The sequence below is a fragment of the Psychrobacter sp. 1Y10 genome (assembly GCF_052259005.1).
Lineage (GTDB): Bacteria > Pseudomonadota > Gammaproteobacteria > Pseudomonadales > Moraxellaceae > Psychrobacter > Psychrobacter saeujeotis.
Genome location: NZ_JBQQES010000001.1, coordinates 116,216 through 140,745, shown reverse-complemented (window position 1 = coordinate 140,745; position 24,530 = coordinate 116,216). Strand labels below are relative to the sequence as shown.

Here is a 24,530-nt window from a genome sequence, read left to right as displayed (position 1 = left end):
TGACTATGTACGATCAACTCAAAAACTTAGAAAAAATGATACTCGATATAAAAAAGCAGTATCAGCTCGTCAGTAGCGAACTTAGCAGCCTCAAACAAAAGCCAAATAGCGACCCAAAAGAACTAGCAGCGCTTAAAACCCAGCTAAACAGCTTTAAATCTGAAAACGATAATGCCAAAAAACAGTTGGGCGATCTGGATAAACGCTATCAAAGCCTCGCTGAAGCACATCATATGATTGGCGAAGAACAAGACCAACTGCATAAACAGATAAGTGATTTGCAGCATAAGAATAATGAGCTACAACAGCACAACAATGAACTTAAGCAACAAAATAGCGATATCAAAAAGCAAAATCATGACTTACAAGAAAAAAATCAGCTCGCCGCTGAACGTACGCAAGTCGTACTAAAACGATTGACGCGTATTGATCAAATGGAAGGCTAAGCATAGTTTTTTATATACTTTAATTTAATAATGCTGCGGTGCATCATGTATTAATGATGTCTGGGCTAATGATACTATTTTAACGACGTTAACTTGTAGGATTCTCTATGACTGATAACAATAGCAACGCCACTCAAAAAGACAAACTGCAATCTCAGCAAAACCAAAATGAAGCATCAAAACAGCGCGCTGACAATGCAAACTTGACTTCTAACAACTCAGCTTCTAGGAGCTCTGCCTCTAATACAAGCGCAAAACCTGCGACTTTGGAACCAGAAATGAAAAAAGTAGACATTGTCATCGCTGGTGTGACCTATCAAATTTATTGCCCTGCAAATGAAGAAGCGGAGCTACGCTCAGCAGTATATTATATCAATGACTTTTTGCTCAATATCAAAAAAGATGCGCCGAACTTAAGTCAAGAAAACTTACTCGTACTATGCTGCTTGAACCTTTATGAAAAAATTCATGCTCATAAAAAATCAGATGACGAGACTGCTCAAGCATCTAAACAAGCTGAAGCACTGCTTAGAAAAATTATGAAAGATGCACAGTCTATTTTGTAAGCTCATAAATGACAGACTACCCTTCTGGCTGATAATGCTTACCAGCATGAAAGTCTGCTTGATGCTCATAATTACAAAAAAATAGTTCTTTATTGGCTACAGTATGCCCATCGCTATCTGTGGCCAAATTAGGCTGGCTTTCGAGGACGCCGCGATATTCAGCCAAGCTGTGCCCACAAAAATCGCAATTGCGCGGTGTGGTCACATCCCCTTCTTTTGGCATCATACTTTTGGGTGCTCGTGGGTACATGAACTTATAAAACCCCCACATTGAGACCCAAATAAGAATGATTATAATAATAGCAGCAGCCACGGTCATGCTCCTTAGATAGATAATTTATATACTATAGGTACGGTATGAAGTGTACTGTAAGTTAAACTATAAGCACAATCTTTGCTCTGTTTGTTTACTGTCATATTAATTGTTACCAAGCGCTTAGCACTTTTTAAAAACGCTTTTTAAAGAGAATAAAAAACTGACTCATTAGGGTCAGTTTTTTATTATTAGTGCACTACTTTGCAAAAACAATTTAAGCGAGCTTAAACCATAAGGTTATAGTTGTAGCTCGCTGATGTCAGCCACGGTTAAGAACAAGGCTCGTACTTGTTTGAGCAAGGCTAAGCGGTTGTTTTTAAGCGCTGCATCGTCACTATTGACCATCACGTTATCAAAGAACTGCGTCAATGGCCCATCTAAGCTGGCGAGCGTTTGCAATATTTGCGTATAATCAGCTTGCTCAAGTAGCGGTTCTACAGCCTCTTGTGCTTGCTGAACAGCTTGATACAGATTCTGTTCGGCCGCTTCGCTCAGTAATGCTTCATCGACATTGTCAGCAACGGTTATTTCTGACTTGGCTAAAATATTAGCCACCCGTTTATTAGAGTCGGCTAACATCGAAGCTTGAGGCAACTCGCTAAACGCTTGTACTGCGCGAATACGCTGATCAAAATCTAGTGGCATATGCGGATTAATCGCTTGTACTGCTTGGATGGTATCGACGCTCACTCCTTGCTCTGTATACATCGCTCGATAACGCGAATTTAAGAACGCCATCACTTGGGTGAAAGTATCACCCATCTTAGTGATTTTGCTGCCATCGCTTGTGCTGTAGCCTTTGATCGCTTGCTCAACCAATGCTACCAAATTAATCGGTAGCTGTTTTTCAATTAAAATCCGCAAGATACCAATAGCAGAGCGACGCAGGCTAAACGGATCTTTTGAACCAGTTGGCGCTTGATCGATTGCAAAGATACCGACGAGCGTATCTAAGCGATCAGCTAGCGCTAAGCAGATACCAATCTGCGTCTGCGGTAATATATCGCCGCTAAATTTAGGTAAATACTGCTCTTGCAGGCTTGTAGCGACGGCTTCTGGCTCATCATTTAAACGCGCATAATAAGTACCAGCGATACCTTGCAATTCAGGATACTCACCAACAAGCGAGCTTGCCAAGTCCGCCTTGGACAACATAGCCGCGCGTACTGTTTCATCAACACTAATATCACGATCTTGCTGTTGCATCAAGGTAGCAATAAAGGCAGCAAGCTTAGCAATACGCTCAGACTTTTCCCAAATCGTACCCAGCTTGTCTTGAAACACACGGGTTTTGAGGCTTTCAGTTAGTGCAAACAATGGCTGCTTTTGATCTTGTAAGAAGAAAAACTCGGCATCAGCCAGACGTGGTCGCACCACTTTCTCATTACCCTCGATGATTTGATTGGGGTCTTTTGACTCGATATTAGTAATAAAAATAAAGTACGGTTGCAACTTACCTGCTTTATCAGTCAAGCAAAAGTACTTTTGATCCGCTTGCATGGTGGAGATTAGCGCTTCTTGTGGCACTTGCAAAAAGCGCGGCTCAAAGCTTGCACGTAATGCAATAGGGTAATCGACCAACGCCGTCACTTCATCAAGCAAGTCTTGCGGCACGATCGCATCAGCATTGACTTCATCCGCCAATGCTTTGACTTGGTTTTTGATCATTGTTTGACGCTTATCAAAATCGGCCACAACTTTTAGGTCAGTAAGGAGCTCCTCATAATCATTGGCGTGAGCAATATTATGATAGTCAGGACTGTGGAAGCGGTGACCGCGGGTTTGATTGCTGGTCTGATGTCCCTGAATCACCGCATCAATGACAGCATCATCTTGCATTAATACTGTCCACTGTACTGGACGCACGAACTCATCACGACTCGCACCTGTACGCATGCGTTTGGCAATTGGCAAATTATCTAGCGCTGCCTGAAAAATAGTAGGCAGTAACTCAGTCGTTGCCTGACCATGAATGGTCTGCTCGTAGCCAACATAATCGCCTTTATCGGTGTTGATAGTGACAAGCTCGCTGGCATTGATGCCTAAGCCTTTGGCAAAGCCCATTGCTGCGCGCGTCGGGTTACCATCAGCGTCAAATGCCGCTTTAATAGCAGGGCCACGCTTTTGTTCCATGCGATCTGGCTGCTTATCGCTAATTCCTTGAATCTGAAGTGCCAAACGACGCGGTGCGGCAAAAGCTTTAATACTATCAAAGCTAATATTAAATTCGTTTAATTGTTCGATGACACTGGCTTGCATGGCATCACGTAGTGGTTTTAGGCTTTTTGGAGGCAGCTCTTCACACCCCAATTCAAATAATATCGTACTCATGGGATGCTCCTATTTATTATTAGTCGTTTGATGATTGTCGTTAGACTGGTTTTTGTCCGCTATTTCAGCTGCCGTCTCAGGCTCTTCTTTTGGCAAATACTTATCAAGCGCCGCTTGACGGTGATCGTCATCTGCCAATGGAAAACCAAGCTTGGCACGCGCTTCGACATAACTAAGAGCCACTTTACGCGCTAGCGTTCGCACACGTAAAATGAAGCGCTGACGTTCAGTAACCGAAATAGCACCGCGTGCATCGAGCAAATTGAAAGCATGTGAGGCTTTTAGCACCATCTCATACGCTGGTAATGGCAAGCCTTCGGCAACCAATTTATCCGCTTGCGCTTCATAAAAATCAAAAAACTCACCCATCTTTGGCACATCAGCGTGCTCAAAGTTATAGGTTGATTGTTCAACTTCGTTTTGATGAAAGACATCGCCATAGGTGACACGGCCAAACTCACCATCTGTCCAAACCAAGTCATAAACACTATCGACGCCTTGTACATACATCGCCAAGCGTTCAAGACCATAAGTAATCTCGCCTGTGACTGGGAAGCATTCAATACCGCCGACTTGCTGAAAATAAGTGAACTGCGTCACCTCCATACCGTTGAGCCAAATCTCCCAACCAAGCCCCCAAGCGCCAAGCGTAGGTGATTCCCAATTATCCTCAACGAAACGCACATCATGCACTAAAGGATCAATACCAATGGCTCTTAATGAGTCTAAATATAACTCTTGGATATTGGGCGGGTTGGGTTTTAGCACTACTTGAAACTGATAGTAATGCTGTAGACGGTTGGGGTTATCGCCGTAACGGCCATCAGTTGGACGACGTGATGGCTGCACATAAGCGGCGTTCCAACGCTCAGGACCAAGTGAGCGCAAAAAAGTCGCCGTATGAAAGGTACCCGCGCCAACTTCCATATCATAAGGTTGCAAGACCACACAGCCTTTGTCAGCCCAATAATTCTGTAAGGTTAAGATTAAATCTTGAAAAGTCATCGGTTGAGAATTCATAAGAAAATCACTATGGAATTAAGAAGGTTAGACCGAACGTAACAAACATCTATGCTAACTGTTCGTGTAGCGCATTTGGCTACATATCTATTTGCCTGCTCACCTTACTAAAAAACGGATATTTTATCCATATTTACCGCAACTAAATTTATCTTGCTAGTAAGTCATATCGAATAATAAAATGGTATCTAGACATTCATAAACGTCATGATCATCAAGTAGCGTAAAACCAGACAACAAAAAAATACCCAGATGAATTAACATCTGGGCAGGAGGAAAGCTGTATGGCTGCTATTGATTTATGCTTAAGGCTTGTGCACTTTATAAGCAACCTTTGTAGCATGTTACTATTATTATTATTCGTTTATTAAGTTTGATAATGCTGTATAACTGACTATAAATTATATTACTGATAAGACTGATTTGAGGCTTTAGGCATAACGACCCATAAGATAACGTAAATTAATATGCCAGGTACTGCTGCACTCAACGTAGAGATTATTACAAATAAAAGGCGTACCCAAGTTGGTGACCAACCTACATACTCTGCAATACCTCCCATCACACCAGCGATCATACGGCTATTTTGTGAACGATGTAATTTTGCTAATTTACCCAAAATCCATACCTCTTCTTTTTTTACTTTCAATTAGCGTTATTATTATAAAATGCGTGAAAATCATGCTTTGAACAATTATTAGAAAACCAAACCGTTATTAACTCAACTTTCAGTAAAAATTCTAATAGTGTTTGTTTGCGCATTTGTTGTTTTTTGACTTGAGATAATTATAGCAATGATTTACTTACCATCTGTTATTCATGTAGGTATGCTTTGTGAATTTATGCTACTTAAACTTACCCTAATATATCGATGACCACCTCTAACTACTTGATTTTAAATAGGTATTTCAAAATGTTTCAGAATAACCTTTGTTACGCTTATCTTTCTCTTATTCTACTGGTAGTTTGCTCTGTTACTTTTGATATAAAAGTATGGTTAGTCAATAATGGATAATTTTATCGTTTGATATAGTGACGTATTGAAATAGACTCACAAAAACCAAGCAGTAGTTTACAATAAGGTACCTGCATCAGAGCGAAAAGCTTTATATAGTCTGTGCTAAGTAAGGCTCTGTGTCATATAATCCATGATAAATAACAGATAAAAATTTGAGCAATAAAACATTTGATAAGTCACTTTTAGAGAACAACTTAGGGAACAATATGTACGATAACGGCTTGATGATTGGACACTTTGAACCGCTACACTTAGGGCAAATGCGTAGTATTTTAGACGCTGCAGGACAAGCAAAATCGTTACACATCATCATTACCGCTCACCCGTCACCGCATCCAGACTTCACTATTACGCTACAAGATAAAGCCCGCTGGCTCCAGATGGCTTGTGCAGATCTGCCGTTTATCCACATTCACACCACTCATGAGATTGAGCTACCACTTCATGATAGCTTTGATGATATCAAGATTGATGTCCCAGCCAGCAATGCTAGACTGCAACGTTTAATCGCTGCGCTCAACTTACCCGCAGAAGCGGTTTTATTCGTCGCGGATAATCATCCATTGGCGCAGAGCGACATTCATGAGCAATTACTGATGACAGTGGTCACTACCCCACTTCAGCCTGAATTTGACTCTTATGCTATCGCTTGTGATCCCATCGCCCATTGGTCAGCGATTCATCCACAAGCACGCGGTGATTACACAAAGACGGTCGCTATCGTTGGCGGTGAAAGCTCAGGGAAGACCACTTTAGTCCATAAGCTTGCTAACTATTATGGGGCGAGTTTTGCGTTAGAGATGGGACGCTTGTACGTAGGGACGGACTTAGGCGGTAGTGAAATTGGTCTACAATACAGTGATTATGGGCCTATTGCGCTTGATCATGCACAGGCCATTCGAGATGCTACTGCTGTAGCAACCGCCCCTGTTACTATTGTTGATACAGATTTTGTGACCACACAAGCATTTTGTGAAGAGTATGAAGGTCGTACTCACCCATTTGTCACTGCCAGTATTGACGAGTTTCGCTTAGACCATACGATCATGCTAGATAACAACACACCATGGGTTGACGATGGCATGCGCTCATTGGGAGACCCTGATGCACGTGGACGTTTTGAGCAGCGTCTTATCGATATATTTGTACGGCATGATATAGCACCATATTTGATCGATGAACCTGACTACGACGCTCGCTATCAGCAAGCGTTACGATTTATCGATCAGTATATTTATGGTAAAAACATACCAAAATCATAGTTTAAAGTTTCATCATAATCCGAAGTTTCGGAGATTCACGAATACCACATTTATAATAATATCATTTTTGTCAGTACCTCCCTGATATATTTTTAGGAAAACAAGTTATGCGCATTCAGCTATTAGATAACATTACTGGAAAATGGTCCATGCAATGGATTGTTATCTGGTTCATTTGCGGTGTGGTTGCACTATCTACAGGCTTTTGGCTCACTACAGAACACACAACCCTTGACATGTTTTATTTGGGAGTCTCTTTTGTCGGCTTGATCTGTGTGGTGTCGCTGTCATTTCGCAAAAACGTCATGGGTAACGGTCTTGGTATGGCGGCGACCGCTGGTGAGGTGGTCGTACAAGCAACGTCTGGTGCAGTGGGCTTGATGCTTGCGCCATTATTTAACTTTTTTACCCATGTTTATGGATTGTTTTATTGGTCCAAGCACACCGACCTCGATGGGGACATGGTACCTAAATCAGCCAGTAAATGGGTTTGGCTTATCACCGCCACCTTTATTGTCATTGGTTTAGCACTATTTCCGACAGTCAACGACATACTAGCAAGCTATGGTTATGCTGTTGTAGAAGATGATAATAGTAAGTTTTTGGGCGTTATTTCTTTTTTTTGGATCAACGTCTTAGCCTTTGTACTGTCTATTACCGCACAGGCTGCTATGGTTCTGCGCTATTCGTTTAACTGGTGGCTGTGGATTATCGTCAACTTCGTTTGGTTAATCGTAAACTTGATGTCTGGCAACTATATTTTTGCTATTCAAACCATGGTTTATCAAGTCAATGCCTTTATCGGCTTGTACGAATGGCATCGTAGCGAGCAAGATGCAGTAGAAGTTTAAAGTTAATAAGAATATTAGATAGTTAAATGGCGAATAACGCTACCAAAACAAGGCCTTATGACTGCATGGTCTAGCTAATAATATGGTAGATTGTCTTAGATAGTGTTAAAACTGATGGTTCAGTAATGACTTAACTACTCGTAAGCACTCAAACACTAACAAGGAGGTTAGTATGTCGCGTATCAATCGTACAGGTATGTCCAAACGTACACTTGAACAATGGCTCAGTGAGTACTCTGTCAGCCACCAAAACTTAGTCAATAAGAAAATTCATTGGCTTTGCGTCCCGACTATCTTTGTCAGCCTTTTAGGGATGGGAATGTCGCTCTCAGTCTGGTTTACTCTGGTACTTAGTGCTTTGGTATTACTATTTTATATGCAACTCTCTACGCCACTATTTATGGCGATGGGAATTTTCATTCTTATTTGTCTGTCAGTGATGAGCTTGCTGCCATGGGGATTTAAGATTTGGGCAGGTATTTTTATTGTCGCTTGGATTGGACAGTTTATCGGTCATAAAATTGAAGGCAAAAAACCATCGTTTTTTGAAGACTTACAGTTTTTATTGATTGGCCCTGCTTGGGTGGCCAACAGCCTTATGGGTGGCAAAAACAGCTAATAACCACCGTTTAACAGCGCAACGCTTTATGTTTAGCGCGCTATGTAGCCACAACTTACGTATTGATAGTTTTTACACCTAAAAAAGCGCCACCCCTTAACTGGATGGCGCTTTTTTTAGCTCTTCATCTTTTATATTACTGAGCCTGGGTATTATTTACCAAATACTTTCATACGCTCTTCTACTGGCTTAAACTCTTTGTCGCCAGCTGGCTGCTCGATCGCACCAAACACCATTTGTGCATTCAACTCCCAGTCATCAGCGATATTCCAAGTATCGGCAACTTGCTGGTCAATTACTGGATTATAATGTTGCAAGTTTGCGCCAACATCGATACTTGCCAATGCCGTCCAAATCACATACTGATGCATGGCGTTGGTTTGGTGTGCCCAAATTGGGAATTTGTCCGCATATAAAGGCGCTGCTTCTTGCATGTTTCTGACCACGCCTTTGTCTTCAAAGAACAATATCGTACCGGCGCCTGCTTTAAAGCCTGCGATTTTATCTTTCGTACCTTGGAACTTCTCATTATCGCCAACTATAACCTTCAAGGTCTCTTCAGTGATATCCCACAGCTTTTGATGATCGTCACCGAATAATACAACGATACGCGTTGATTGTGAGTTAAACGCTGATGGCGTGTGCAAAATAGCATGCTCAACCAGTTTAATGACCTCATCATTAGACACTGGCAGCTTATTGCTTAGTGCATAGATAGAACGACGTTTTTCAGCCAATTGTTGTAGATCTTTTAGGTCTGACATAGATTTTCTCCAAATTATTAATGTGTATTGATTAAAATAAACGCTAGATGAGTATGATTAAAAAGTCATATCTGATAACCATCCACTAGATTAATTTCATTTATTATAAAGAAAACTGGATTAAATCCTTATTTCCTTTTTGTAAAAAAACTTAATTATAAATCTTCTTTAAAAAGATAATTTAACAAATCGTCTTTGTTATCAAATTAGCCTTTAAAGCCTTCAGGTAATTCTGGCGCTACCAACCGCTTCATATCAGAATCAACATCGCCAAAGCGCTCATGACCATTGTTCCAGTCAATAATTGATTGCTCAATCTCTTCTTTATTATCAGCGACGAAGTTCCACCATAGTAGTACTTGATTATTCAAAGGCTCACCGCCGATAAACATCACACGAGTACCCTTTTTAGCGACCAGCTTGATGCTCTCATTGTTAGCGACATCGCTATCGTGGAAGCGTAGTAGCTGATCTTGCGGGCAGACTTTGCCCTCAGACTCAATCTCGCCTTCGGTCACCAAGATCCCATACTCAAAGCCTGGCTCTAGGTTCAGCGTAACTTCACCGTCTTCGACCCAGTACACATCGATACCGACCATTTTTGAGTACTGTACGGTTGGCGCCTCATAGCGCTCCCCTGTGATACTGTTATAGCTACCGGTCGTCAGAATCATCTCAACGCTATCTTCCGTCCACGTTGGTAGCTCTGGATAATGATGGAAACTTGGCTCAATCTCTTGGTCGGTTGGTAGTGCGATCCATAGTTGCACCATGCTTAGCGCACGTGCCGCATCTGGTGAGCCACCCGTATCTGGGAAGACACTTTGCTCAGTATGGCTGATACCGCGATTAAGGCCTGTCCCTGCAGTCATGACATTGACTTGGTTTTTGGTAATAACTTGCTCGTTACCCAAGCTGTCTTTGTGCAGCACTTCGCCATTCAACATCCAGCTAAAAGTTTGCAGATTAGTATGCGGATGACGGCCGACTTGCATGCCTGAGTCATCTTCATCGAATTCGGCAGGGCCTGCATGATCCAAAAAGCACCAAGGACCAATAGGCTCTTTGCCTTTATTTGGTAAAAGACGGGCAATTGGAATACCGCCAACATCTGCCAAACGCGGTTCTAGGGTTTCGATACTCATGGTTCACCTCTTATTATCTATTATGTGACAGTCAATGTAATGAAAATGATACGGCCTGACATACGGTATGTAAAAATAAAAGTAGCGCTAAAACATAGATGTTATAAATATCTCACCACGCTACTTTTAATTATCGTATTTTATAATCTTAACATCTTCTAAATATTATCATTTAAAAAGACGTATCTTATAAGCTCAAAGTGGCTTATAAACTCATCGGTACTTCCATTAGTAGTACTTTAGCGTCTTCTTCTACATCCATTGTGAAGTTCTTAGTATCCCAAACACCAAGGCCATCACGAGTATCCAAAGTGTGACCGTTTACAGTGACCTTACCTTCAAGAACCAATATATAAACACCGTTATTGGCATCGTTTAGCTGATAGGTCTGAGTGACGCCTTTGTCAAAATCGCCCATGCTGAACCAAGCATTTTGATGAATCCACACGCCAGCATCGTCAGGATTAGGTGACAGTACTTGGGTGAACTCATTATGCTGCATGATATCGTCCATGCGTACTTGCTGATAACGAGGCTCTACATTCATTTTGTTTGGAATGACCCAGATCTGTAGAAACTTTACATCTTCTTCATTGTCGCCATTCATCTCACTATGCGTGATACCAGTACCGGCTGACATGACTTGGATTTCACCCGTTTCGATGATGCCGTTGTTACCAATATTATCGCCATGACCAAGCTTACCCGATAATGGAATACTAATGATTTCCATATCACGGTGCGAATGCTTACCAAAACCTTGACCTGCGCTCACATGGTCATCGTTGATTACGCGTAGTGCGCCAAAGCCCATACGTTCTGGATTGTGGTAGTTTGCAAAGCTAAAGGTGTGCTTGCTTTTGAGCCAGCCATGGTTTGCATCACCACGAGAATCTGCTGCATGATAGATAGTTTTCATAATTTATCCTTATTTATTGAGTAGTTAAACATGTCTGAAAATTTATGATTAACGAACTTGTCTAAACAATGGAGCTATTATAATTGTTGTTGGTTGAGAGATAAACAAGGTAAATAGCAAATAACTATTCTTATTTCAAGAACAATATAAAAACCTAAATAGAGTAATATATTCATAACAGAACAATCAGCATAAGCTGTTAATATTATTAATGTTAACTAAATTGTGTTAAATTTATAAAACGTTAAACACATAATATTAACTAATAAGGAAAGCTAAACATGTCTAATGAATTAAACAAACAGCCTCTAGATTATGAGGTCATTGACAATACTGAACAAAAACGTTTTGAGATCCATATTGATGATCAAATTGCATTAGAGGACTACGAGTTTTTTACTACCAGTCAGGGTGAAAAAGGCATCGAGTATAAACATACTGAAGTGCCAGAAGCGCTTGGTGGTCAGGGTATCGCCGGTTACTTAGTGAAATACATCTTAGATGATGCAGCGGCAAAGGGTTTAAGAGTTAAACCGACTTGTCCTTACGTCAAATCCTACATCGACAAGCATCCTGAGTATCAAGACAACTCTGTCTTTCATAACGCTACGCCGTAACTCACATTTTGAACATCAGATTTTAAAGACAAAAAAACGCCATGCTAAAAAGCGTGGCGTTTTTGATTTAACGATAAACTATTTAACCTTTTTCAAAAATCTTTACCTTTGATGGTTTACTCATTGAAGATTAGACTGTCGTAATTGAATAGCCCTACTTTAACAAATAATAAATTAACAGAGCGACTTAACAACACAAAAAGCTCTTAACCAATATTCTGTAAAAATTCTTTATCTTTGGCCAAAAATGATAAATAGAGTACGGGCAGTACAAACAGACCAACGGCCCAATAGCTCAACTTGACATATAGTACAGCGCCTAACAACGCGCCTATTACAAAGCTTATGACCAGTGCTGAGCTATGTCCCAACTTTTTAGCATTTTCAGACGTTCTATTGGATAAGTAGTCCGATAGACCTATCCCTAGTTGCGTCGTATTGCCAGTCATCAGTACCGTTGGACTCATGTGCTTGATGACTGTTTTGCTAGCAGTATTACGAATCGCTAACGCAGTCAAACCCAAACCGCCAGTTATTGCAACGGTAATATCGCCTGCATCGATAAAAGGTTGAAAAGACAAGCCTGCAACCATAAATGCGGTCAAAAACACTGCTTCAGCTAATAATAAATGACTCAGTATCAGCTGCTGTTTTTTGCTTTTATCTATGTATATCTTCGTTACTACTACCGTCAAAATAAACAATGGTACAGACGCAAGCTTAATCCATAGACCATCTTCGCCTTTCACCAGACCGCTACCTGCCAGCACCAAGTTACCAGTGACATGAGCGGTAAAAAACCCAAACAAGGTGATAAAGCCAATAGTATCGATAGCCCCACCAACGACTGTCAGCAACACAGGCGCTTGATAACGTTGCCAAAAGCTTGGCGGCTTATCATCTTGAGCGCCACTCTTATCATTCTTAGAGGCTGTAATGTTAGATTCAGTGTTGTTAGAGGCGCTGTTATGCACCAGTATTTCCAGCAAACACGACAAACTCATCCACAAACTTTTGCAGGAATTTTTGCGTGCGCTCACTGACACTACCATCTTCATTTAGGCTATCAGTCGCATGGCCTAGGTATACTTCAGGGCTAATCATCATTTGAGCCGATAGCATCTGCATGCTTTTGCGTACATCGAGACCGCTAACTCTACCCCCATAAGTGCCTGGTGATGCTGTCACTACTGCTACTTTTTTGCCTTCCCACACACTCTCTTTATAAGGACGAGAGGCGATGTCGATGACGTTTTTTAAAGCAGCAGGCATGGTGCGATTATGCTCTGGTGTGACAATCAACACCGCGTCAGCATTCTTTAACTGCTGACGAACTCGTTCGTAGCTGTCTATGGTTGTATCATCATAATCTTGGTTATAGAGAGGTAAGTCTGCAATATTGACTTCTTCTACCGTGAGACTTTCTGGTATCTGCGACACAATAAATTCAGCAAACTTGCGGTTAATTGATTCTTTACGCAAGCTTCCGATGACTAGGGCTATATTCGTCGATGTGTTCATAATGATGAAGACCTCCTATTTACCGTACGTTAATTGATTTGACAGTGCTTAGCTTTGTGTTGCTTAGTGTAACGTTCTTGTTCTAGGTGCATGACCTTTATCAACTGAATAAGCACCTGGACCATGAGCGAATATCATTAAGAAACCACCAGCCATAGCGATGTTTTTCATAAATGGGTTCATCTGTGATTCATCATTCCAAAATTGATGGAAAAGAAGTGCAGAAACGATGTTGAATCCAACAAACAACAACGATATTAGACGTGCTTTAAAGCCAATCAAGATAGCGATACCGCCCAATAACTCAAGTGCAATCACTAATGGTAGCAAGATACCTGGTACGCCCACCGATTCCATATAGCCTGCTGTCGCTGCATAACCTGTAATCTTACTAAACCCTGAAAAAATAAAAATCATTGATAAAAACAGACGACCGATAGGGGCGCTTATGTCTTGTAATTTATCCATTGCCACTCTCCATAAAAGTGTAAATTAAAATATTTATGAAAATAAATATATTTAAGTATTGTTGATTCAGTTATTTAATGCACTCATTGTAGACATTGACTATACTTAGATAAACAGTAATAATCTCAAATATATGTTCTTTTTATCAGAACAATACCTAGACATTTAACAACTTCTTGCTCACAAAAGAACTTTTATAAGTGAATCATTTACGAAAAACGTCCTATGTAAGATGGTTAAAACCTATTCACTTGTATAGCAGAGTTTAGTTAGGAAAGTATTGAAGACTCTATAAAAAGTACAAAAAAATAACGGAATTACACATCTCTTGATAGTGTTTGGCTTTAAATAAAGTAGTTCTTTGCTAAACTTATTACTTCTATGTATAAGCAGTAATTAATAATATAGTTTCAGATTCAATCAGTTTTATGCTGACGATCAAAGGAAATACTATATTTACTAAACCCCTTACTTACCTATACGTACAAACTTAAATGTAATTAATTTACTTATCTAAAAAGGATTATTTATAATGACTTTAAAATCTATCAAACAAGCGAATCGTGCTATGACTTTTGCAGCCATCAGTGCGCTTGGTATGCTTAGCACTTTGGGTCATGCAGCGACTTACGAGCTTGATCCCAAACATACCGCGGTACGCTTTTATGTCGATCACTTTGGCACTACGACCAACAGCGGCGGCTTTCATAATCTATCGGGTACTCTTGAGTACGCACCTGAAGAGCAGAAAGGCTTTATAGGTATTACTATCCCTATGGGCAGCTTAAGCACAGGCCTCAAAGTCTTTGATGGGCATCTAAAGTCTGCCGATTTTTTCAATGTAAAAGAATATCCAACGGCTTATTTTAAATCTACTGAATGGCAGTTTGATGGCAATAAAGTTAAGGCCGTCAAAGGTGACTTAACCTTACTTGATGAGACCCATCCTGTGACTTTAACAGCCACTAAATTTAACTGCTACGATAGTCCTTTGTTAGAAGCAGAAGCTTGTGGTGGTGATTTTGAAACCACTATCGACAGAACCAAATGGGGTATCGATACCTATACAGACGGCGGTATGATGAAAGATGTCAAGCTGGTCATTCAGGTAGAGGGCAGTAAACAAGCAGATCTTAAGTAAGTAGACCTTAAACAACAATGGCTCGTCCACTTAAGACAATCTGTACTACAATGAAGCTGGGTTTTTTAACCCGGCTTTTTTTATTTTGTGAAAGTGTTTATGAGAGTTTTATGCAGACAATCTCCCTTATAAAGCGATAAGTTAAGATAACAATAGGACAGCTAAAATGGGACAGCTAGAAGATATGGCAATGTTTGTACGCATTGTCGAAGCCGGTAGTATTACTAAAGCCGCTGAGCAATTGGATGTTGCTAAGTCGGCTGTAAGTAGGCGACTAAAAGATTTAGAGTCTCGCTTGGGCAACCAGTTGATAAGTCGGACCACACGGCAGTCTAACTTGACCGAGGCTGGTGAGCATTATTATCGACAGGCGAACAATATCCTCAGTGAAGTTGACGCACTTAATGAGCAGACCAGTGGTGCACCTACACGCATTGAAGGCACGCTCAAAATGACAGCGCCCCTGTCATTTGGGCTTATGCATTTAAATGATGTGATCGATGAGTACGCCAATCAACATCCCAATTTAAGCTTTGATTTAGATTTTTCTGATCGACATGTTGACTTAATTGAAGAGGGTTTTGAGTTAGCCATTCGTATTAGAGAGCTGCAAGACTCTAGCTATCAGGCAAAACGTTTAGCGCTGATTCGTTATGCGCTCTGTGCCAGCCCTGAGTATTTAGAAAAGATGGGAACGCCTGAAACGCTCGAAGACTTAAAAGAACATGAGTTTTTGCAGTATGGCCTTAGTAAAACAAGCAACCTACAGCTGACTGATGCACAAGGAAAAAAGCATAACCATACAATAAACGCAAAAATCAAAGCGACTAATGGTGAGTTCTTAGTAGATTTGGCAGTGAAAGATCACGGTATTATTTTTATACCAACCTTTATCGCTTATCAAAAACTGGCTAAAGGTGAGCTAATACCTATTCTTAAGCAATACCAATTGCCCACACTAAACGCCTATGCGGTATATCCAAAAAACCGCTTTTTATCACAGCGCTGTCGCTATTTGATCGATTTTATTGCAGAGCGTTTTGGTGACGATCCTTATTGGGATGAATTCTAATAAAAAACACAAGCAAGCCTAATTTAATAAGACTCAACAGTTTTCTAAAGTCGCTATAAACCCCAAAACAATGTTGCTAGTATTGTGTCAAGATATCCATCAATCATAAGGAGATGCATTATGGATTTGCAAGCACTAGGTATGAAAGCGATTAATGACTTTGACAATGTACGTCAAAGTCCCCTACCTCAAGAGCGCTTACATGTAGCTCGCAAGCAGGCAAGCGCGTTTAGAGAACGCTTTATAGATGAGCCACCTGTTCAATTTTATCAAAGCGCGGACATGGTCAGAGTACCCTACCCAACGTGGTACGCTTACAGCGGCGTCTATACGCAAAGCACTTATAAATTCCCCTATCTTCATATCTTAAACCGCATTTTTATCATTCAATATTATGACTTTTTAGACGAATTAAAGACCTTGTTATTCTCTCCTTCTGATATCGAAGCGGATCGCGAGACGCCGTTTTTTAAACGCTTAACGGACAAGATGCCCAACTGGTCGCCTCTTGAAAGCGTGGTTGCTCCCATCATCCGTGATGTGACTGGCGCATTAGCCGAAGTCGGTTTAGCTCCAGAAGATGTCGATTACATCAGCTACGATCATCTACATACCCAAGATATACGCCGCTGGCTAGGCACCAAAGATAACGTCGCCTACTTCCCTAATGCCAAGATTTTGGTGCATGAACAAGAATGGCTAAGCACCACTGCTTTGCTACCAGTACAAGCAGATTGGTATTGCCCCAACGGTATCGAAGGCGTCGACCCTAATAAAGTCATTAAGTTTACTGGTAGCATCAAATTGGGCGAAGGCTTGGCACTAGTACATACCCCAGGCCATACCGAGGGTAACCATTCGCTAGTCGCACGTGTGCTCGATGGGATAAGAGTCACCTCAGAGAATGGCGTGGGCGCAGATGCTTATGCGCCAATGAATTCAAAAGTGAATGCCATCCGCCGTTATGCTCAGCAGACAGGCATGGAGGTGATCCTAAACGGCAACACGCTAGAAGGCAGTAATGATCAATATATCTCAATGGTCGTCGAAAAAACCATCGCCGGTCCCTCTAAAAACCCTAACTTTCCTAACTGTGCCTCAAGCAGTGAAGCGACCCCTTACTGGCTTATCCCTGGTCATAAAGTCAGTCATCTCATCGGTGAAGCAAAATTTGGAACCTTACATAAAAAATCGAAAAAAAGTCGCTCAACGCAGACAACTGCCACCAGAAATAGCTCCTTGCAAAAGGAAAGTGCCTAATGGGTTATTTTACCAATAAGACGGTTTATATCACTGGCGCGGCATCTGGTATCGGACTTGAAACTGCCAAGCAACTGATTAACCAAGGTTCCAATTTAGTACTTTTTGATGTACAACCGCTCGATGAGGTACTACCAACCTTACAAGCTATGAATAAAAATGACGCTTCGATTGCAACCTATCAGTTGGATGTGACCGATGCGGATATGACCACTAAGCAAATCGCTACAGCTGCCGAAAGCTTATCACCAGATATTTTAATGCATTTCGTGGGGATTACAGGGCCTTGGACTTTTGATGATATGAGCCAAGAGCAGTTTGAACGGGTGATAAATATCAACCTGTTTGGTACGCGCAACGTTCTGGCTGCCGTACGTCCGTTTTTGTCACGTGGCAAGCAAGTCATGGTTACCGCTTCTATGTCATCTTTCACTGGCAGTTATGGCTACAGCTCTTATAGCGCGTCGAAGTTTGCTATTTGGGGCATGGTGCAGTCGATAAGCTTTGAATGGAAGCCATTGGGTATCGATATCACTGTCTTTGCGCCGCCGCCGATAGATACACCATTGACGCAATCTGAAGTCGGCGTCATGTCGCAAGCTGGCGTCGGTATGAAAAAGCTAGCAGGTGAGCTAAAGATTGAGAGAGCGGTTAAATCCATGTTAAAAGGTGTGGAAAACCGAGAGTTCCTAGTCGTACCAGGCGTAATGGCAAACTTAATAAGATTACAGCTGCGCTTCTTCCCAGTGAAATGGGTGAATTGGATAGGTAATAAGACCGTGGCATTGTCTATGAAAAGGTAATTTGCTCATCAACTTGTAGATATAAGCCAAGCATATTGCTTGGCTTTTTTATGGCTAATAACACCTTTCACTATCGCATCTACATAATTCCCACCGAACTAAGACAGTAACGGATGGTAGATGTTTTTTCGATACTCTACTCTATCTAATCATCAAAACAGTCTTGCAAAGTATAATAAGCGCATACTACCTAAAATAGGATAATAACAATGACGGATTTAACAATAAAAAATGCCAGACTAATGGATTATCAGTACCCTGTCGATATTCACATAAAAGATGGACATATTGCTAATATAGACGTTGTAGAAGACTATATCACTGATAACGAATCGGACAAAAAGTCTAAAACTTCCAAAAACGTTTACGATGCTAAAGGCAACTTTGTGTGCTCAGGGTTTTTTGAGAGTCACATTCATCTTGATAAAGCCTGCATTTTAGATCGGTGTAGCGTACAAGAAGGCACACTTAAGGAAGCGGTTGAAGAGACAGGTAAAGCTAAAGAAGATTTTACCGAACAAGACGTATTTGAGCGCGCCTCAAGAGTTATTGAGATGGCAATAAAAAAAGGCACAGTAGGTCTACGTACCTTTGTAGAGACTGATGAGAAGACAGAATTACGTAGCTTTGAGGCGATAAAAAGAGCGCAAGATAGGTACGCTTTTGCTATCGATATTGAGATCTGCGCGTTTGCTCAGTCGGGCCTAACCACTAAACCCAAAACTCATGAGCTGTTGCAACAGGCGCTTGAGCAAGGCGCTGATCTAATAGGGGGCTGCCCGTATAAGGATGAAAATCCAGACCAGCACATCGAGATGATATTTGACATTGCTGAGCAGTTTGATGTCAATGTCGACTTTCATTTAGATTTTGATTTAGATCCACAAGGTTCAAGCATTCCAAAAGTAGCAGAAGAGACTATTAAGCGTGGCTATCAAGGCCGCGTCTCTATCGGTCACGTTACCAAACTGTCAGCTATGGATAAAATGAAGCGCGGTGAGATGGCAGGATTGCTCAAACAAGCAGACATCACCTTGATTGTACTACCAGCTACTGATATCTATATCAACGGTAGCAACTATGAAGCCCTGATACCTAGAGGCACAGTCAATGCGAATCAATTTGCAGCGTTGGGACTTAATACAACAATCTCTAGCAATAATATTTTGAACGCCTTTACGCCTTATGGTGATGCGTCATTAATCAGAATGGCTAACATGTATGCCAATATTGCACAACTATCTACGGATGATGAGCTTACCGATACCTTTGATATGATTACCAAAAATGCTGCTAAATTATTAGCGGTTAAGAGCGATATCATCGTTGGTGCGCCGGCAACGCTCATCGTATTAGAAGCCAAGAGTGCCGTAGAAGCGATCCGCACCAATGCACAAGCGCTCGCGGGTTTTAAAAATGGCAAGCAGACTTTTTGCAATGAAGCGGCTTATATTTGCTTTGAATAAACATGCTTAAGTCTTTGTACTGATGGAAATACTTAAATCTCTACTATAATGTATCAACGTTAGAATAAAAAAAGCATCATCTAGTCAAAAGTCAGATGATGCTTTTATTTTAATACTTTGATTTTGCAGTAATCGCGCAAATCTTAATCCAAGGTTTGTACACCACCACCATTTACAAAGATAGTTTGACCACTGACCCAAGTCGATATAGGCGCAGCAAAATACAACATAGCACCGGCGATATCATCGGCTTCACCTAGGCGTTTAATAGGCGTATTTGCGAGCATTTTCTTCTCAATCTCAGGTGTCAATACACTCTCTAACGCAGCCGTGCGCGTCGCGCCAGGACCAACTGCGTTAATACGTACTTCAGGGCCAAAATCATGTGCCAAGTTTGCCACCATATGATTGACAGCGGCTTTTGATCCTGCATAACCACTCATATTTGGGCTTTTATTCACACTCGACATGGAAGTGGTAAACACAATGGAACCATAACCTGACTCTTTCATGTATGGCACGCACAACTGACACAGACGCCAGCCACTAAAAACGTTTAGCTCAAAGTCGCGGCGGATATCATCTACTGAGATTTTAGTAGGATCTTCTTTACCACCGCCGCCACCGCCAGCGTTATTGATTAAGATGTTAACCGCTCCAAACTCTGTCACTACTTGATCAACCATAGCGACTAAATCATCATCTTTTAGGATATTGCACTCGACCGCTAAACCTTTGACCCCTAGTGCTTCAATATCTTTAATAGCAGCTTTAGCATCTTCTAACTTTAGATCAGCAATAGCGATATTAGCGCCCGCCTCTGCTAAGCGCATTGCGGTTGCTTTACCAATACCATTTGCGCCGCCTGTGACGATAGCCACTTTACCTGACAAATCAAATAGTTCATTAAATGCTTTATGTTGAAATTTCTGCATACTTATCCCTTATAATTATTATTTATATAATTGTTAGATGGTTATCTATGATTTGATTGTCACTCTTGTTCGAATGACAGTAATAAGTATGCGCCTATTAATTTGACTTAATGTGACAGATTGACCGTCTTTTGTAACGATTATCTATAAGTTAATTTTGTTTAGATAAATGATATAAATTTGGAACTATAAGATAAAAAAATCAAAAAACTAAATAATAAAAATTTTACACATAAAAAAAGCCTCACTATAAAGTGAGGCTTTAGTGCTCTTAAAGAGCCATATTTGGAGCGGGATAAGAGATTCGAACTCTCGACCCCAACCTTGGCAAGGTTATGCTCTACCACTGAGCTAATCCCGCTAAATATCAAACCATACCGTTATTAATAACGACTACGTCTTGATAGGCTGGCTATTTTAGCAAAAATCCTGAGCGTGTCAATATATTTTTTAAAGTTTATGAGTAATATTATTAAATCCAGTACTAGATAACGTTAAGCATCCATATAACCTATTGATATAGCAAAATTTTTCATTAACTCACAATAAAAAATAATAAGACCATCCATCATCGCCTTAGTTACAGGGATACTTTATTTTGTTACTTTTTCCACCTTTGTTTTTCATTATTAACATTATTATACTTATGTTTAACAAAAGTTCGGGTAAAATTTATTGGTAGCGTAGGTAAGCTGACAAACAATATGAAAATTTAAATAATAGTCTGTTTATTTACTAGATTAGCTTTGATCAACTTTTTACTATTTATAATGAGGATATTTATTATGAGAAAAATGCTTACCACCACAGTGATGGCAGCTTCGTTATCGGCACTCACTTTAACAGGTTGTACGAGCACAACCAATAGCGGTGCCGTTGGTGTTGATCGTCAACAGTTCTTATTGGTTTCTAGTGAACAGGTACAACAGCTATCAGCTCAGAGTTATAATAAAAACCTACAAGAAGCTCGCAAGCGCGGTCTGCTCGACACTAACAAGGCACAACTGAATCGCCTAAAAAACATCTCTAATCGTTTAATTGGTCAAGTTGGTACATATCGTCCAGACGCTGCTAAATGGCAATGGGAAGTACATACGATAAAGTCTGATCAGCTTAACGCCTTTGTTATGCCAGGCGGTAAAATCATGTTCTATTCAGGTATTATCGATCGCCTGAATTTAACTGATGATGAGATCGCTGCAATTATGGGTCATGAGATGTCTCATGCACTTCGTGAGCATTCTCGCGAGCGCCTCTCACGTGAGTATGCAACTCAAACAGGCATCGGTGTCGCCGCGAGCATCTTTGGTCTATCGCAAGGACAGGCCGAGCTTGCAAACGTCGCTGGTGATCTCGGTCTGAGTCGTCCGCATAGCCGCACTCAAGAAGCAGAAGCTGATCAAATCGGTTTAGAGCTAATGGCACGCGCAGGCTACAACCCACAAGCTGCGATTACCTTATGGCAAAAAATGCAACGTGCCAGCCAAGGCGAGCCACCGCAATTTTTGAGCACTCACCCAACCAGTAGCAATCGCATTGCACAATTGCAATCATTGATGCCCAAAGTCATGCCACTCTACCAAAGAACACGTCGTTAATTGTGTATTTTTGGATGGGGTATAAAGCAGAGTACAAACCATGGTTTGCACTCTGCTTTTTTACTGCTGTCGTTACAAGCTTAATGTCTATTGAATGACAAAGTATCATTGGTAGTGTCTGCTATAATAGCGATCATAAATCACCGAAAGGTGCTAATACGTAATAGACGTTGACACGATATAAAAAAGGACTGCTATGAGTACTACCCCTACCGCTGATGCGCTAAATGCTGAGCTAAAATCATTACAACCGCAGTATATTGAGCTAATCAATGAATCAATGAACCACGCTGGTTATTTTGAAGGCAAAGAAAGCCATTTTAAACTTACCATCGTAAGCGATGCTTTTGAGAGTAAGCGTTTGGTTGCTCGTCATCAACTGGTTTATGGTCTAGTCGCGCCCCTACTTACTTCTCAAGGCGGCTCGGTGCATGCACTGGCTATTCATGCCTATACGCCAACAGAATGGCAAGGTCAAAGTCCAGACAGCCCATTGTGTGCTGGACAAAACAAATAATAAACCCTACTTGAACAATCATCAGACACAAATAATAAGTCTAATTGCCGTAACCTTAGAGGAGACGATACTCAATGAAACACTTGCATATGCTAATGGCAGTATTGGTAATTGTATTGTTCTTATATCAAAGCTATCTAGTATTAAGTGCCAACAGACGCGCGCCAAAGATGGTAAAAGTAGCCAATCATATTGTTTATGCTTTAGTTATTTTCTCAGGGGCTTTAATGTTGATGCAATTAATGAGTGCAAACGCCCCTATACAATGGGTATTTGCCAAAATTATTTTACTTGTTGCTGCCATCAGTGCAAGCATAAAAGCCTTTCACAATCATGCAACACCTATTCAAAGAAAGACAGGGATTTTAATTTCAGCGATTGCGTATATCGGTATTGTAATACTTGCATTCACAAAACCTGCAAACTTGTTTTGATATTGAAGTAATATTAATTTAATACACAATATTTACGTATAAATGAGCCTATAAAAGATCATTTAATAATCAGCGTACTTTAAATGTTAGTGATTGAAAGTATGTTCATTAAGAGTACAATAATAGCAATTACAACAACTTAGCCTTATGGAGCCATTATGAACATTCTTACCGCCGCAACCCTAGTGGCAACAGTTGGCGCTTTTGGTCTTGTTGGCTGCGCCTCAACTGGTAATATTACCCCGCAATATGTGCCACCAAGTACCTATCAAAATTATGACTGCCAAGCACTTAGTCAAGAATATAACCGTATAAACCGTTACGTTGAATCGGCTCGTAATCAGCAATCAACGTTGTCTGCTTCAGGGGTAGGTGTTGGTGTCTCTGCTGGGCGCTGGGGTATCTCGCCTAATATCAGCTTTGGTGTAGGTAAAAGCAACAATACCAAAGCCCGCGATGCTAAACTTTCACGGCTCTACGGCGAACGTGATGCGATAGTCCAATCTGCTCGTATCCAGCGCTGTAGCTTCGTCAATGGCATCAAAATTTATGGCGAATAAGTTAAAATAATTTGCATACAGTACTGATAAAATACTGTCTTTAAGTCACTAAAAAAAGCCAATACGCCATCAACGTATTGGCTTTTTTGGTTTGCAAAAAACAAATTTAAACCAGTTGTTATGTTTGTAAGCTTTGTACCCATTGGGCGATCTGCTGGCTTGGCAGCGCGCCCGACTGTCGCGCGATCTCTTTGCCGCCTCTAAAAGCCACCATCGTCGGTAAGCTACGAATATTATAGGGCGCGGCAGCTTGCTCATATTTGTCCGTTTGGACTTTAGCAAAGACTACTTGTGGCAGCTGATTGGCAGCCGCTTTAAACTGCGGTGCCATCATAATACAAGGCTGACACCAACTCGCCCAAAAATCAACGATAGTCAGCACATCATTTTTTTGAATGACTTTACTAGCCGTTTGTGCGTTTAGCTCATGTGGGCTGCCAGTTAATAATGGTTGACTGCATTTACCACAATTTGGTGCAGCACTAAGCCGTGCGGCTGGCACGCGATTGGTCACTTGACAATGTGGACAGACAAGATGGCAATTTTGCTCATTCATTATAGAACTCCTATACAAATACAAATAGCAAAGACAATTATTGATAGCATTGTAGATCTTTATTTCTTATGTCTTCATTTATTCATGCTGAGACTTGTAGTAGTAGCTTAACGCTTGCAAGTGTTCATGCCAAGCATTCTGTACAAAGAGCAAAAACGAAATAATCCTGTTAGCAAAGGTATTAACCCAAGCACACCCCATAAGCTTTGATAATACACTCCCAGCCCAATAATGATCAACCCAGCTATAATACGTAACGTTCTCTCAGTACTTCCGACATTTGCCTTCATTTCTGACTCTTTAAGCTTTATCACTTAGTATTTTA

At 40.9% G+C, this 24,530-nt stretch carries 28 protein-coding genes and 1 tRNA gene; 15 read left to right on the top strand and 14 right to left on the bottom strand.

Features of this window, described 5'->3' with window-relative positions; all coding sequences use genetic code 11:
- The first annotated feature begins 5 nt into the window (after positions 1 to 5).
- Positions 6 to 446 (top strand): hypothetical protein, encoded by a 441-nt coding sequence (locus ACTXGH_RS00635; RefSeq protein ID WP_439295752.1) that lies wholly within the window; start codon positions 6 to 8, stop codon positions 444 to 446.
- 107 nt (positions 447 to 553) lie between these two features.
- Positions 554 to 1,012 carry a cell division protein ZapA gene (locus ACTXGH_RS00630; RefSeq protein WP_439295753.1) on the top strand — a complete coding sequence of 153 codons (459 nt, stop codon included), beginning with the start codon at positions 554 to 556 and terminating at the stop codon, positions 1,010 to 1,012.
- A 16-nt stretch (positions 1,013 to 1,028) separates the two neighbouring features.
- On the opposite strand, the gene ACTXGH_RS00625 is transcribed toward ACTXGH_RS00630, so the two are convergent.
- The 4 genes from ACTXGH_RS00625 to ACTXGH_RS00610 all read right to left on the bottom strand — a co-directional run bounded on the left by ACTXGH_RS00625 (position 1,029) and on the right by ACTXGH_RS00610 (position 5,298).
- Positions 1,029 to 1,331, bottom strand: coding sequence for a hypothetical protein (locus ACTXGH_RS00625; RefSeq protein ID WP_439276520.1), 303 nt, complete (start codon positions 1,329 to 1,331; stop codon positions 1,029 to 1,031).
- 234 nt (positions 1,332 to 1,565) lie between these two features.
- On the bottom strand, positions 1,566 to 3,659 hold the full coding sequence (gene glyS, locus ACTXGH_RS00620; RefSeq protein ID WP_439295754.1) for a glycine--tRNA ligase subunit beta: 2,094 nt from the start codon (positions 3,657 to 3,659) through the stop codon (positions 1,566 to 1,568).
- 9 nt (positions 3,660 to 3,668) lie between these two features.
- Complete coding sequence (glyQ, locus tag ACTXGH_RS00615; protein WP_439295810.1) at positions 3,669 to 4,664, bottom strand: glycine--tRNA ligase subunit alpha; 996 nt, start codon at positions 4,662 to 4,664, stop codon at positions 3,669 to 3,671.
- A gap of 421 nt (positions 4,665 to 5,085) precedes the next feature.
- Positions 5,086 to 5,298 carry a PspC domain-containing protein gene (locus ACTXGH_RS00610; RefSeq protein ID WP_439295755.1) on the bottom strand — a complete coding sequence of 71 codons (213 nt, stop codon included), beginning with the start codon at positions 5,296 to 5,298 and terminating at the stop codon, positions 5,086 to 5,088.
- Between the two features lie 605 nt (positions 5,299 to 5,903).
- Between ACTXGH_RS00610 and nadR the strand changes: the two genes are divergently transcribed.
- The 3 genes from nadR to ACTXGH_RS00595 all read left to right on the top strand — a co-directional run bounded on the left by nadR (position 5,904) and on the right by ACTXGH_RS00595 (position 8,429).
- Positions 5,904 to 6,959, top strand: a complete 1,056-nt coding sequence (gene nadR, locus ACTXGH_RS00605) for a multifunctional transcriptional regulator/nicotinamide-nucleotide adenylyltransferase/ribosylnicotinamide kinase NadR (RefSeq protein WP_439295756.1) — start codon at positions 5,904 to 5,906, stop codon at positions 6,957 to 6,959.
- A gap of 107 nt (positions 6,960 to 7,066) precedes the next feature.
- Positions 7,067 to 7,810 carry a nicotinamide riboside transporter PnuC gene (gene pnuC, locus ACTXGH_RS00600; protein WP_439261939.1) on the top strand — a complete coding sequence of 248 codons (744 nt, stop codon included), beginning with the start codon at positions 7,067 to 7,069 and terminating at the stop codon, positions 7,808 to 7,810.
- Between the two features lie 172 nt (positions 7,811 to 7,982).
- Positions 7,983 to 8,429, top strand: a complete 447-nt coding sequence (locus tag ACTXGH_RS00595) for an Mpo1 family 2-hydroxy fatty acid dioxygenase (protein WP_439261940.1) — start codon at positions 7,983 to 7,985, stop codon at positions 8,427 to 8,429.
- Between the two features lie 152 nt (positions 8,430 to 8,581).
- On the opposite strand, the gene ACTXGH_RS00590 is transcribed toward ACTXGH_RS00595, so the two are convergent.
- The 3 genes from ACTXGH_RS00590 to ACTXGH_RS00580 all read right to left on the bottom strand — a co-directional run bounded on the left by ACTXGH_RS00590 (position 8,582) and on the right by ACTXGH_RS00580 (position 11,257).
- Positions 8,582 to 9,193: a nitroreductase family protein gene (locus tag ACTXGH_RS00590; protein WP_439295757.1), complete on the bottom strand. Its 612-nt coding sequence runs from the start codon at positions 9,191 to 9,193 to the stop codon at positions 8,582 to 8,584.
- Positions 9,194 to 9,399: 206 nt separating this feature from the next.
- Positions 9,400 to 10,338, bottom strand: coding sequence for a pirin family protein (locus ACTXGH_RS00585; protein WP_439295758.1), 939 nt, complete (start codon positions 10,336 to 10,338; stop codon positions 9,400 to 9,402).
- Between the two features lie 205 nt (positions 10,339 to 10,543).
- Positions 10,544 to 11,257, bottom strand: coding sequence for a pirin family protein (locus ACTXGH_RS00580; protein ID WP_439261946.1), 714 nt, complete (start codon positions 11,255 to 11,257; stop codon positions 10,544 to 10,546).
- Positions 11,258 to 11,538: 281 nt separating this feature from the next.
- Here ACTXGH_RS00580 and ACTXGH_RS00575 point away from each other — a divergent pair, with 281 nt between their 5' ends.
- Positions 11,539 to 11,874, top strand: coding sequence for a GNAT family N-acetyltransferase (locus tag ACTXGH_RS00575; protein ID WP_439295759.1), 336 nt, complete (start codon positions 11,539 to 11,541; stop codon positions 11,872 to 11,874).
- Positions 11,875 to 12,080: 206 nt separating this feature from the next.
- Here the strand turns inward: ACTXGH_RS00575 and ACTXGH_RS00570 are convergent, their stop codons facing one another.
- The 3 genes from ACTXGH_RS00570 to ACTXGH_RS00560 form a co-directional block, all read right to left on the bottom strand.
- Entirely contained in the window at positions 12,081 to 12,878 is a 798-nt protein-coding gene (locus ACTXGH_RS00570) for a YoaK family protein (RefSeq protein ID WP_439295760.1), read from the bottom strand.
- Entirely contained in the window at positions 12,841 to 13,395 is a 555-nt protein-coding gene (locus ACTXGH_RS00565; RefSeq protein ID WP_439295761.1) for an NADPH-dependent FMN reductase, read from the bottom strand. The genes ACTXGH_RS00570 and ACTXGH_RS00565 overlap by 38 nt, the downstream gene beginning before the upstream one ends.
- Positions 13,396 to 13,458: 63 nt before the next feature.
- Positions 13,459 to 13,863 carry a DoxX family protein gene (locus ACTXGH_RS00560; RefSeq protein WP_439295762.1) on the bottom strand — a complete coding sequence of 135 codons (405 nt, stop codon included), beginning with the start codon at positions 13,861 to 13,863 and terminating at the stop codon, positions 13,459 to 13,461.
- Positions 13,864 to 14,395: 532 nt separating this feature from the next.
- On the opposite strand from ACTXGH_RS00560, the gene ACTXGH_RS00555 reads away from it, so the two are divergent.
- The 5 genes from ACTXGH_RS00555 (at position 14,396) to ACTXGH_RS00535 (ending at position 19,605) form a co-directional block, all read left to right on the top strand.
- Positions 14,396 to 15,004, top strand: a complete 609-nt coding sequence (locus tag ACTXGH_RS00555) for a YceI family protein (protein ID WP_439295763.1) — start codon at positions 14,396 to 14,398, stop codon at positions 15,002 to 15,004.
- 166 nt (positions 15,005 to 15,170) lie between these two features.
- Entirely contained in the window at positions 15,171 to 16,076 is a 906-nt protein-coding gene (locus tag ACTXGH_RS00550) for a LysR family transcriptional regulator (protein WP_439295764.1), read from the top strand.
- 120 nt (positions 16,077 to 16,196) lie between these two features.
- Positions 16,197 to 17,336 (top strand): MBL fold metallo-hydrolase, encoded by a 1,140-nt coding sequence (locus tag ACTXGH_RS00545; RefSeq protein ID WP_439295765.1) that lies wholly within the window; start codon positions 16,197 to 16,199, stop codon positions 17,334 to 17,336.
- Positions 17,336 to 18,139, top strand: a complete 804-nt coding sequence (locus tag ACTXGH_RS00540) for an SDR family NAD(P)-dependent oxidoreductase (RefSeq protein WP_439295766.1) — start codon at positions 17,336 to 17,338, stop codon at positions 18,137 to 18,139. The genes ACTXGH_RS00545 and ACTXGH_RS00540 overlap by 1 nt, the downstream gene beginning before the upstream one ends.
- Before the next feature lie 209 nt (positions 18,140 to 18,348).
- The gene (locus ACTXGH_RS00535; protein ID WP_439295767.1) at positions 18,349 to 19,605 is read left to right on the top strand and encodes an amidohydrolase family protein; all 1,257 of its coding nucleotides are present in this window, start codon (positions 18,349 to 18,351) and stop codon (positions 19,603 to 19,605) included.
- A gap of 143 nt (positions 19,606 to 19,748) precedes the next feature.
- On the opposite strand, the gene ACTXGH_RS00530 is transcribed toward ACTXGH_RS00535, so the two are convergent.
- Positions 19,749 to 20,540, bottom strand: a complete 792-nt coding sequence (locus ACTXGH_RS00530) for a glucose 1-dehydrogenase (protein WP_439295768.1) — start codon at positions 20,538 to 20,540, stop codon at positions 19,749 to 19,751.
- A gap of 286 nt (positions 20,541 to 20,826) precedes the next feature.
- Positions 20,827 to 20,901 (bottom strand) — tRNA-Gly (locus tag ACTXGH_RS00525).
- Between the two features lie 424 nt (positions 20,902 to 21,325).
- Here ACTXGH_RS00525 and ACTXGH_RS00520 point away from each other — a divergent pair.
- The 4 genes from ACTXGH_RS00520 (at position 21,326) to ACTXGH_RS00505 (ending at position 23,649) form a co-directional block, all read left to right on the top strand.
- The gene (locus ACTXGH_RS00520; protein WP_439261965.1) at positions 21,326 to 22,138 is read left to right on the top strand and encodes a M48 family metallopeptidase; all 813 of its coding nucleotides are present in this window, start codon (positions 21,326 to 21,328) and stop codon (positions 22,136 to 22,138) included.
- A 196-nt stretch (positions 22,139 to 22,334) separates the two neighbouring features.
- Positions 22,335 to 22,655: a BolA family protein gene (locus ACTXGH_RS00515; RefSeq protein WP_439295769.1), complete on the top strand. Its 321-nt coding sequence runs from the start codon at positions 22,335 to 22,337 to the stop codon at positions 22,653 to 22,655.
- Between the two features lie 74 nt (positions 22,656 to 22,729).
- Positions 22,730 to 23,089, top strand: a complete 360-nt coding sequence (locus ACTXGH_RS00510) for a SirB2 family protein (RefSeq protein ID WP_439295770.1) — start codon at positions 22,730 to 22,732, stop codon at positions 23,087 to 23,089.
- A 158-nt stretch (positions 23,090 to 23,247) separates the two neighbouring features.
- Positions 23,248 to 23,649 (top strand): hypothetical protein, encoded by a 402-nt coding sequence (locus ACTXGH_RS00505; RefSeq protein WP_439261970.1) that lies wholly within the window; start codon positions 23,248 to 23,250, stop codon positions 23,647 to 23,649.
- Positions 23,650 to 23,767: 118 nt separating this feature from the next.
- Here ACTXGH_RS00505 and trxA read toward each other — a convergent pair whose 3' ends face one another.
- Positions 23,768 to 24,205, bottom strand: a complete 438-nt coding sequence (gene trxA, locus ACTXGH_RS00500) for a thioredoxin (protein WP_439295771.1) — start codon at positions 24,203 to 24,205, stop codon at positions 23,768 to 23,770.
- A gap of 107 nt (positions 24,206 to 24,312) precedes the next feature.
- On the bottom strand, positions 24,313 to 24,495 hold the full coding sequence (locus ACTXGH_RS00495; RefSeq protein ID WP_439295772.1) for a YgaP family membrane protein: 183 nt from the start codon (positions 24,493 to 24,495) through the stop codon (positions 24,313 to 24,315).
- Between the last annotated feature and the right edge of the window lie 35 nt (positions 24,496 to 24,530).

Coding starts and splice junctions, on each gene's coding strand:
- ACTXGH_RS00635 (WP_439295752.1), top strand. CDS start 6: ATGTACGATCAACTCAAAAACTTAGAAAAAATGATACTCGATATAAAA.
- ACTXGH_RS00630 (WP_439295753.1), top strand. CDS start 554: ATGACTGATAACAATAGCAACGCCACTCAAAAAGACAAACTGCAATCT.
- ACTXGH_RS00625 (WP_439276520.1), bottom strand. CDS start 1,331: ATGACCGTGGCTGCTGCTATTATTATAATCATTCTTATTTGGGTCTCA.
- glyS (WP_439295754.1), bottom strand. CDS start 3,659: ATGAGTACGATATTATTTGAATTGGGGTGTGAAGAGCTGCCTCCAAAA.
- glyQ (WP_439295810.1), bottom strand. CDS start 4,664: ATGACTTTTCAAGATTTAATCTTAACCTTACAGAATTATTGGGCTGAC.
- nadR (WP_439295756.1), top strand. CDS start 5,904: ATGTACGATAACGGCTTGATGATTGGACACTTTGAACCGCTACACTTA.
- pnuC (WP_439261939.1), top strand. CDS start 7,067: ATGCGCATTCAGCTATTAGATAACATTACTGGAAAATGGTCCATGCAA.
- ACTXGH_RS00595 (WP_439261940.1), top strand. CDS start 7,983: ATGTCGCGTATCAATCGTACAGGTATGTCCAAACGTACACTTGAACAA.
- ACTXGH_RS00590 (WP_439295757.1), bottom strand. CDS start 9,193: ATGTCAGACCTAAAAGATCTACAACAATTGGCTGAAAAACGTCGTTCT.
- ACTXGH_RS00585 (WP_439295758.1), bottom strand. CDS start 10,338: ATGAGTATCGAAACCCTAGAACCGCGTTTGGCAGATGTTGGCGGTATT.
- ACTXGH_RS00580 (WP_439261946.1), bottom strand. CDS start 11,257: ATGAAAACTATCTATCATGCAGCAGATTCTCGTGGTGATGCAAACCAT.
- ACTXGH_RS00575 (WP_439295759.1), top strand. CDS start 11,539: ATGTCTAATGAATTAAACAAACAGCCTCTAGATTATGAGGTCATTGAC.
- ACTXGH_RS00570 (WP_439295760.1), bottom strand. CDS start 12,878: ATGAGTTTGTCGTGTTTGCTGGAAATACTGGTGCATAACAGCGCCTCT.
- ACTXGH_RS00565 (WP_439295761.1), bottom strand. CDS start 13,395: ATGAACACATCGACGAATATAGCCCTAGTCATCGGAAGCTTGCGTAAA.
- ACTXGH_RS00560 (WP_439295762.1), bottom strand. CDS start 13,863: ATGGATAAATTACAAGACATAAGCGCCCCTATCGGTCGTCTGTTTTTA.
- ACTXGH_RS00555 (WP_439295763.1), top strand. CDS start 14,396: ATGACTTTAAAATCTATCAAACAAGCGAATCGTGCTATGACTTTTGCA.
- ACTXGH_RS00550 (WP_439295764.1), top strand. CDS start 15,171: ATGGGACAGCTAGAAGATATGGCAATGTTTGTACGCATTGTCGAAGCC.
- ACTXGH_RS00545 (WP_439295765.1), top strand. CDS start 16,197: ATGGATTTGCAAGCACTAGGTATGAAAGCGATTAATGACTTTGACAAT.
- ACTXGH_RS00540 (WP_439295766.1), top strand. CDS start 17,336: ATGGGTTATTTTACCAATAAGACGGTTTATATCACTGGCGCGGCATCT.
- ACTXGH_RS00535 (WP_439295767.1), top strand. CDS start 18,349: ATGACGGATTTAACAATAAAAAATGCCAGACTAATGGATTATCAGTAC.
- ACTXGH_RS00530 (WP_439295768.1), bottom strand. CDS start 20,540: ATGCAGAAATTTCAACATAAAGCATTTAATGAACTATTTGATTTGTCA.
- ACTXGH_RS00520 (WP_439261965.1), top strand. CDS start 21,326: ATGAGAAAAATGCTTACCACCACAGTGATGGCAGCTTCGTTATCGGCA.
- ACTXGH_RS00515 (WP_439295769.1), top strand. CDS start 22,335: ATGAGTACTACCCCTACCGCTGATGCGCTAAATGCTGAGCTAAAATCA.
- ACTXGH_RS00510 (WP_439295770.1), top strand. CDS start 22,730: ATGAAACACTTGCATATGCTAATGGCAGTATTGGTAATTGTATTGTTC.
- ACTXGH_RS00505 (WP_439261970.1), top strand. CDS start 23,248: ATGAACATTCTTACCGCCGCAACCCTAGTGGCAACAGTTGGCGCTTTT.
- trxA (WP_439295771.1), bottom strand. CDS start 24,205: ATGAATGAGCAAAATTGCCATCTTGTCTGTCCACATTGTCAAGTGACC.
- ACTXGH_RS00495 (WP_439295772.1), bottom strand. CDS start 24,495: ATGAAGGCAAATGTCGGAAGTACTGAGAGAACGTTACGTATTATAGCT.